Origin of the sequence: Pseudoalteromonas sp. Z1A6 (assembly GCF_011378745.1) — a bacterium.
GTDB lineage: Bacteria > Pseudomonadota > Gammaproteobacteria > Enterobacterales > Alteromonadaceae > Pseudoalteromonas > Pseudoalteromonas arctica.
In genome coordinates this window covers 1-9458 of record NZ_WTKW01000158.1, presented here as the reverse complement: position 1 = coordinate 9458, position 9458 = coordinate 1, and the positions used below count along the sequence as shown (strand labels likewise).

Annotated in this window: 4 protein-coding genes; 1 reads left to right on the top strand and 3 read right to left on the bottom strand. The window is 39.6% G+C overall.

Features of this window, described 5'->3' with window-relative positions; translation table 11 throughout:
• Positions 1–51 precede the first annotated feature (51 nt).
• The 3 genes from GQR46_RS11255 to GQR46_RS11245 are packed head-to-tail and all read right to left on the bottom strand — an operon-like array spanning position 52 to position 6193.
• Positions 52–951: a diguanylate cyclase gene (locus GQR46_RS11255; RefSeq protein ID WP_007581985.1), complete on the bottom strand. Its 900-nt coding sequence runs from the start codon at positions 949–951 to the stop codon at positions 52–54.
• Positions 935–4744 (bottom strand): ATP-binding protein, encoded by a 3810-nt coding sequence (locus GQR46_RS11250; protein ID WP_206009543.1) that lies wholly within the window; start codon positions 4742–4744, stop codon positions 935–937. Before GQR46_RS11250 ends, GQR46_RS11255 begins: the two co-directional genes overlap by 17 nt.
• A gap of 51 nt (positions 4745–4795) precedes the next feature.
• A complete protein-coding gene (locus tag GQR46_RS11245) occupies positions 4796–6193 on the bottom strand; it encodes a PhoH family protein (protein ID WP_165740992.1) in 1398 nt (465 codons plus the stop codon).
• A 305-nt stretch (positions 6194–6498) separates the two neighbouring features.
• On the opposite strand from GQR46_RS11245, the gene rapA reads away from it, so the two are divergent.
• Positions 6499–9393, top strand: coding sequence for an RNA polymerase-associated protein RapA (gene rapA, locus GQR46_RS11240; RefSeq protein ID WP_024609042.1), 2895 nt, complete (start codon positions 6499–6501; stop codon positions 9391–9393).
• The last annotated feature ends 65 nt before the right edge of the window (positions 9394–9458 follow it).

The window sequence follows — 9458 nt, the reverse complement described above, 5'->3', positions numbered from 1 at the left end:
TGATACAAAAACGCCAATATATGAATATTGGCGTTTTTGTATATTAAGTTTTTAGAGTGCAACTATTCTATCTCGCCCTGCATCTTTAGCGGCATATAGGCCTAAATCGGCCTCTTCTAATAACGCTTGCTCAGCATACACTTTACCACTTTGAGTGGTGGCGATACCTATACTAATAGTGATGTGGTCTGCATTTAATGAGCCTTTATGTTCTATATTCAAAGCATTTACAGCATTGCGTAATTTGTTAGCAAACTCCATAGCCTCATGCCTATTCATTCCAGGTAATACAGCTGCAAATTCTTCACCACCATAACGAGCTATAAAGTCACTACCACGTTCACATTGAGCTGCGAGTGCTTGTGCAACATCCTTTAAACATTCATCGCCAGCACGATGTCCGTAGCAATCGTTGTAACGCTTAAAGTGGTCTATATCCATAAGTAACACCGATAGCGGGGTTCCACTGCGTTTACTTCGGCGCCATTCACGAGCTAAGTTTTCGTCTAGGTAGCGTCTATTTGGGATTTCAGTTAAGCCGTCGATTGAGGCTAACATTTCTAGCAGATCATTTTTTTGCTTTATAAGTAACTGGTTACGAACCCTAACACGCACAATAGAAGGGCTAAATGGCTTGGTGATATAATCCATAGCACCGAGCTCTAGGCCCTTAGCTTCGTCGTCATGGCTACGATTAGCTGATATAAATATAACGGGGATCGATTGAGTTATCGGATTTTCTTTAAGTTGCACAAGCACTTCATAGCCGTCAATTCCTGGCATAATCACATCAAGGATAATTAAATCAACTTGCGCAGTTTTTACAAAGGTCAGTGCTTTTTCACCACTTTCAACTAAGAATACGTCGTGTTCTACTTTAAGTGTTTTTTCAAGTACTAATCTGTTGATTGGATCATCATCTACAATAAGTACTTTAGCTCTTTTCGACATCCCTAGCCCCTACCCCTTTTATAAAAACAATTACCTGTTCTAAATGCATAATAAGCTCTTTCAGTGTTATTTCAACAGGCTTGTTAGTTGTTTTAAGTGTTCTTTCACACAATAAAGCGCAGTGAGACAATCGTCTAAAGCCTAAATTACCTGCTACACCTTTTATACTATGCACTAAGCGTACCAAATCATCCTTATTGGTTGTTTCTTCTATTTGCAATAGCTGGGTTTCGCATAAATTAGCAAATTTACCAATCATTGTATTGAGGAGCTTTTCATCCATACTAAACTGCGTTAATGCGAATGATTTTTCAAAAAAGCTTGGTTTAACTAAGTTTAAATCGGCAATTGCATCAATAAGTACCTTAGCAACAACTGGTTTAGTTAAATGCTTATTCATACCGCACTTTAAAGAACGTTCAATATCAGCGGGTTCACAATGAGCCGTTAAAGCAAAAATAGGCAGTTGCTTTGCGTCAAACTGTTGACGAATTAAAGCCGTAGCTTGGCAGCCATCTATTTGCGGCATTTGCACATCCATCAATATTAAGTCAGGCTTTAAAACTTGCAATAATTCCATGCCGATAGATGCGCTTAAAGCAGTAACAACACTTACGTTTGCTTGGCGTAATACACTGCTAATTATTTCTAAATTAAGTTGATTATCATCAATGGCTAATACAAGTAGACCCGATATATCAACTTTAGTTTCAGCAATATTATATATTACGGCATTGGTACTAGCTTTAGGCTGTTGCTGAGAGTTCAAGCTAAATAGCCTTTGTCCCAATGCCGATGCTTTAACGTGATGCGCAGCTAAATGCTCACTTGTTGGTAAATTAAGTGTGTGCTGATGATTAATAATAATTACCGATGTTTCTTTAGCTGATAACGAATCATTAATTGCTTCAACATTTAAAAGTGCAGGTAAATCGGCCGCATCGATTATTATTTGCTGAGTATTGGAGAGCTTAATTGGGTATTTGAGTACTTCATCTAAATTAATATTAGCAAGCTTTGCATAAGCATTTGTTACTTGCTTAAGCTCTTTACTTTGATCCGATAAAATAGCCAATGTATTAGTCGGTAACATCGTATTTTTAGTGGTATCAACCAAAAAGCTAACGCTGAAGTAAAACTCACAGCCATGGCCTTTTTTACTCTTTAAAGCAATCTCCCCTCCCATTAATGACACCGCATGTTTAACAATCGCTAAACCTAACCCAACACCATGATGTATACGTGTTGAAGACTCATCACCTTGCGTAAAGGCGTCAAATAAACGCCTTTGATCGGCTTCATCTATACCCATCCCCGTATCAATTACTTTAAAGCAAATGTGTTGCTGCTCTAGGCTATCGCTTTCAATAAGTTCCATTTTTAAAGTGATAGAACCTGTTTTCGTAAACTTAACAGCATTTGTTAATAAGTTACCTAATATTTGCTGTAAACGTATACTGTCGCATATCAAATCAGTCGCTATTAACGGGTCAATATCAATAACAAATTCAATACCTTTTCCTTCGCACAATGGAGCCGTTAAACTTTCACAAATATCCACCAGCTCAACCATGCTAAAAGATGCTTGTTTTAAATCGGTTTGCGAACTTTCTATGCGTGCAAAATCAAGCATTCTATTGAGCATTAGCAACAAGCTTTGTGCTGCATGCTTAGCTTGATCCGTTTGTTGTAATTGCTTTTGCGTTAATCCTTGCTCAATAAGCATATCAAGCAGCCCTAAAACAGCATTAAGAGGAGTGCGTATTTCATGACTTAAATTGGCTATAAAGCGACTTTTAGCAAGGGTTGCTCGTTCGGCATCTAGTTTTGATTTAGTTAATGCGCTCACATCCTGAATGTGAATAACGTAATAAGCTGGGTCGCGGTTTTCATCCCATACAAGCGATACACTCAGTTGCAACCAACTTGTTAAGCGCCCTTGAGCAAGCGTTAAGTGGTATACGCGTTTTTTGTCATCTAGCAATTGCGCTAAAGTGCTTTTTATTTGCTGCCATTGAGTATCGTCAAACAATGCTTTTAACTGCTCACCAACCAGTACTGGCTGTTCAGAAAACTGCTTTCTTGCCGCTTTATTTACTTGTAATATTGTGTGCTCAAGCGAGAGTAAAACCACACAGTTAGCCGCAAATTCAATCGCACTTCTAAATTTAGATTCTGATGCTTTTAAGGCCAATAATGCTTGTTGCTGTTCGGTAATATCGCGACCAATACCCATAGTCCCCAACAGATGTTGGTGCTCGTTATAAAAAGGTGCAATAGTAAGTTGATACGTTTTTTTATCGGTTTCTATTCGCTGTTCAACACTGTTTCTATTTTGTAATACTTGTTTTTCAAGCGCATTTATTTGTTGATCGTTATCACCTAAATCATCTACATATTTACCGACTAATGCAGTTTGATCTTTACCGATGTACGCCTCAAATGCTTTATTGCATCCTAAGAATGATCCATCAATATTTTTAAAATAAATAAGATCTGGCACACTGTTTAGCATAGTGTTGAGCAAAGCCAAGTGGCGCTCTTTTGCTTCGTAACTGCGGCTTAGTTTTTCTGATTGCAACTGAACCTGGTCGTCCAGAGCTTTATTTGCACTTTGTAATGAATCAACTAACTGTTTGTTTTTAGTAAATACACGCTTCACTTTAGAAAACCAAGGCTGCCAGCTCAGCGGTACTTTATAATCGAGCTGCACTTCTTGCTGTGTACCGTTACTCTCTAGGTACGACATTAAGTGAGTCATTGGCTTAATAAAAATGCGCTGACTTAACCAAAAAAACACACCAAACATAATACTTAAAAATAGCGTTAAAAATGCAAACTCTAATAGTATTTCATACTTAATTGGGCTTATTAATTGAGGTTTGTGCTCGTAAAATGCTGCGTGAATAGGTAACTCATCCATAGGCTGCATAAAGTAATTACTATCACTAGTTAATACTGTTTTTTTACTATGGTGCTGGGCCAAATCAGGCCAATAATTTTTTAATGCTGTTGCTTGCTCTATTAACTGTTTAGAGCTGGCGATAACTTGATGTGATTGGTTCATAAAAACATATTCACCACTGTTCGGTGAAACCTTTTTTAACCACCCAGAAATTGCCTGAACATCATAAATCAAAATAATGTAATCGGCTGAGCCAGTGCTTCGTTGTCGGCCAATAGCAAAATACGATTTATCATTCACTTTAACAATGGGACTTGAAGTAAGTTTGTTTGGTGAAAATTTTGGCTTGAATTTTCCATTTAGAATTTCAGTAAGCATTAAACTTTGGCTTTTGTTGCGCCTGCTTACATAAGCAAAACCATTATTATCAACATACGCTACACCCGATAACGACTGCATTAATGCAAGCGTTGTATTAAACGAAGGCCCTAATGTAATAGCCTGCTGCCACTGCATTAATGCCTTAGCAGATAACGCAAACTCCCCCTTACCTACAATTTCAGTGCCTTGCTCACTAAAGTGACGGTAATAGTAACCATCATATTGATTTATGCCCTCGAGTAAGCTTTGGTTTATTTTTGGATAGGTCGTTTGTTCGTATAAGCTAAACATGGTGGTGAGTAGATTACTCACCGACTCCATCCCGTGAGTAACCTGTGCTGAAACATTCGTAAAATCGGCTTCGCGTTTTTCAACCGTCCGCTCAAGCTTTATATTATATAAGTGCAAGCACAGTAAAAAAGCGACAATCAATGGCACTAAAAGCGCAATAAATAATGAACGATAATAATGCTTCAGAGGTAAAAAATTCAATGTACTGCCTGCCATTTGGCTCGAAAATCAATCGATAGACTATCGAGCCAATTTGTTAAGCGCAAGTTATAAATTTTCTTCTGCAAATGACGCTAAGCGACTACGTACAACACCGTTGAGGTTTATAGTTGCGCTGCCTTCAAAGTTTTTAAAGCGCTCTACTATGTACGTTAAGCCCGATGTTACTGGCGTTAAATAGTTACTATCAATTTGCGCCAAGTTACCCGTACAAATTAATTTAGTACCTTCGCCGCAGCGGGTAATAATCGTTTTAAGTTGAGATGCCGTTAAATTTTGGCTCTCATCTAAAATTACCACCGCATTTTGAATGCTACGCCCACGCATAAAGTTAACCGATTTAAACTGAACATTAGCCTTCTCCATAATGTAGTTTCGGCTTGATATCGGATTTTCGTCGCCTTTGTGCAATACCTCCAGCGTATCGGTAATGGCTGCGAGCCATGGCGCCATTTTTTCCTCTTCGGTGCCTGGTAAAAAGCCAATGGACTCTGCTATTTCTGGCGTATTACGGGTAACTATTACTTTATCGTAAATACCTTTTTCGATGACCATTTCAAGGGCGCTGGCAAGCGCTAACAAGGTTTTACCACACCCCGCAGGGCCGGTTAAAATAACAAGTTCAATACTTGTATCCAGCAGCGCATCAAGCGCCATTCCCTGATAAATATTTTTGGGCTTAACGCCCCATGCTTGTTGATGCATTAAACGCTCAACACCAATATCTTTTAGCGTTATGTGCTCGTCATCGTACGATTTAACACGCGCCGCAAACTGATCCCCTCCATCAAGTAAATATTCATTACAAAATACATCAGGTATTAAGTTTTTAGGCACATGATGAAATGTATCTCGTCCGTGTTGCTGCGTATTACATTCCCCTACATGGTCCCAAAAATCACCTTCAATTTTTTTATAACCACTAGTGAGTAAGCTGATATCGTCAATAAGTTGGTCGGTACGGTAATCCTCAACATATTTAAGCCCTGCGCCTTTGGCCTTTAAACGCATGTTTATGTCTTTTGTTACTAATATAACTTTTGAATCACTGTGCTGCTTTTGTAAATACACGGCGCAATTAATAATACGATGGTCGTTTTCGTTACCCGGCAGACCAGAAATGGAGTCGGCAAATAAATGGTCGTTTACAATAATGAGGGTACCTGCAGAGCTCGCTTTTGCCTTTTTGTTACTCGGCAGCGCCACGCCTTGTAGCATTTGCTCGGACGTTGCATTTTTAAGTACTTCATCCAATCCACGAATAGCGACGCGCGCATCACGGCTTACGTCGTGTTTTCTGTCTTTTATGTGGTCGAGCTCTTCAAGCACCGTCATCGGAATTACAACGTCATGTTCTTGAAAAGACAAATAAGCGAGGGGTTCGTGAAGTAGTACGTTGGTATCTAGCACATACATTTTACTTTCAAGGTTCGAAGCTTTTTCCATAGCACTTTCCTTACGTTTTATGATTTTTATGCTATACCAAAATAACTAAGTAAAACGGGCAAAACTTAAACCTGCAATACTTAATTGCCAAGGCATAATGTAAGTTTAGTCTATTTGTCATAAAAGTCCGTTTTATTACAAACTGTAATTAGTTTTGATTTACCTAAAAAAGAGTCATAAACAAGTTGTTTTAATAGTAATAATTAACACTTACAAAATTAATTAAAAGTGAGCCAAATAGCGCCTTGCAGTGGTGTTAGCTTACAGGTAACATAGCCGCCTTTTTCATCATAGACGAGACATACATGAATTTTTCCTTAGGTCAGCGTTGGATCAGTGATACAGAGTCAGATTTAGGATTAGGCACCGTTGTTGCCATTGAAGGCCGTCAGGTCAGCATATTATTTCCTGCCAGTGGTGAGAGCCGTGTTTATTCTTCGGCAGAAGCACCGGTTACCCGTGTGGCATTTAATCCTGGCGATGTGATCAAAAGCGTTGAAGAATGGGAATTAGAAGTAGAGTCTATTGAAGTACAAGGCGAGTTACTGTGTTATCACGGCACCCGTGTTGATAACGGCGAAACTGCCAAGCTTAAAGAAACCTTTTTAGATCATTTTATTAAGTTTAATAAACCACAAGATCGTTTATTTGCGGGCCAAGTCGATCGTTTTGATCGCTATACACTTCGCTACCAAACGTGGTTACATAAATTTGAACGTGAACAATCGCCTATTAAAGGCTTAATTGGTCAACGTGCTAATCTTATTCCTCACCAGCTTTACATTGCCCAAGAAGTGGGCAAACGTTTTGCACCACGCGTACTTTTATCAGATGAAGTAGGCCTTGGTAAAACAATTGAAGCGGGCATGATACTACATCAACAAATTATTAGTGGTCGTGCGAGCCGCGTACTTATTGTTGTACCAGAAAATCTACAGCACCAATGGTTAGTAGAAATGCTACGCCGCTTTAACTTACATTTTTCTATTTTTGATGAAGAACGCTGCGACGAAGCGTTTGCAGATTCTCCAAACGTGTTTGATACAGAGCAATTGGTACTTACCAGTCTTGAGTTTTTAACCAAGAAAAAACGCTGGTTTGAACAAGCAACGCTTGCTGATTGGGATTTACTAGTTATAGATGAAGCCCATCACCTAAGTATAAATAACGGCAAGCCAAGCTCAGAATACCAACGTATGGCAGAGCTTAGCCAGGATATTCCGGGCCTTATTTTGCTTACCGCAACGCCTGATCAACTTGGTCACAGCAGCCACTTTGCACGTTTACAGTTACTCGATCCTGACCGTTTTTACGACTACGACGTGTTTAAAGAAGAAGAAGCAAATTATAAAGACGTTGCTGAAGCTGCAAATCAATTACTGCAAGAGCAAGGGCTAGACGACACAGCCAAAGCCACGCTAATTGAGCTATTAAAAGAAACCGATATTACTGATATTCTTGAAAAAGCACAGCAAGGTGATTTACCCGCACGTAAAGAAATACTTAACATGCTGCTCGATCGCCACGGCACAGGTCGTATATTATTCAGAAATAGCCGCAGCGGCATTGATGGCTACCCAAGTCGTAAATTACACGCCTACCCAATGGCATTGCCAAAGCAGTATAAAACGGCTATGTCGGTTCTTGGTAACATGGGCGGCATTCAAAACCCTGAACTAAGTGCACACCGTGCTCTTTTTCCTGAAAAAATATTTCAAGAGTTTGAAGGCGAAAGCGCAAGCTGGGGTCTATTCGATCCACGTGTAGATTGGTTAATCGACACTCTTAAAACGCTTAAGCGCGAAAAAGTACTGCTTATATGTGCTAAAGCTGAAACAGCTATCAGCCTTGAGCAAATACTGCGTGAGCGCGAAGCAATTAAAGCATCGGTATTTCACGAAGGTATGTCTATTATTGAGCGTGACCGCGCTGCTGCATTTTTTGCAGACGAGTACGATAATGCACAAATATTATTGTGTTCAGAAATTGGCTCAGAAGGTCGTAACTTCCAGTTCTCGCATCACTTAGTGTTGTTTGATTTACCATTGAACCCAGATTTACTAGAGCAGCGTATTGGTCGATTAGACCGTATAGGTCAAACACAAGATGTGAACATTCATGTTCCATATTTTGAAAACACCGCTCAAGAAGTATTGCTACGTTGGTACAACGAAGGTCTAGACGCATTCGAATCTACCTCGTCAACAGGCCAAATGCTTTATAAAGAGTTCCGTGATGATCTACTTGAATATATTTCTGCGCATAACTGCGATGAAGACGAACTCGATCCATTACTTGAGCAAGTAGCACAGCAAAATGCAGTACTGCGTAAAAAAATGGAAAGCGGACGAGATCGTTTACTAGAGCTACATTCATCGGGTCAAGGTGCTGCAGATTCACTTGTAGCTGAAATCGAAAAACTCGACAATCAGTTTGAATTACCAAGCTACATGATCAACGTGTTCGACACATTTGGCGTAAGCCAAGAAGATAAAGGCGAAAATACCATTATCTTAAAGCCGACTGAACATATGTTAAACCCATCATTCCCATCGCTTAAAGAAGACGGTATGACCGTTACCTTTGATCGCGACACGGCGCTTTCGCAAGAAGACGTGCACTTTGTTAGTTGGGATCACCCAATGGTGCAAGGCACCATGGATATGATTTGTGACGACGACTTTGGTAGCGCATCGGTTGCATTGCTTAAAAACAAAAAGTTACCGCCTGGTACCTTTTTTGTTGAGCTTATTTTTGTTGCAGAAGCAATGGCACCAAAAGTATTACAAGTTGGTCGCTTTTTACCGCCTACACCAATTCGTATATTGCTAGATAAAGCAGGTAATAATTTAGGTGAGAATGTGGCATTTGAAGGCTTTAATCAGCAGTTATCAGCCGTTGGCCGCCAAACAGCAAGTAAACTTGCAGGTGCATTGCAAAGTGCTGTTCACCCTATGATTACTACCGCTAAAGATATGGCACAAGAAAAACTTGAAGTTATTCGTGCAGCGTCGCTTGTTAAAATGCAAACGTCACTCAGTGAAGAGCAAGAACGACTTGTTGCCCTTAAGCAAATTAACCCGAATATTCGCCAAGAAGAAATTACCTTCTACGATAAGCAACGCAACGACCTAACTACGTATATTGAAAAAACGCAGTTACAACTTGATGCAATTCGATTAATAGTAGTTTCACACTAGAGATTTTGGCTTTTAACCGCTAGCCTTTTAAGCTGACTCCAAAGTAAATTTGGAGTCAGCTATTA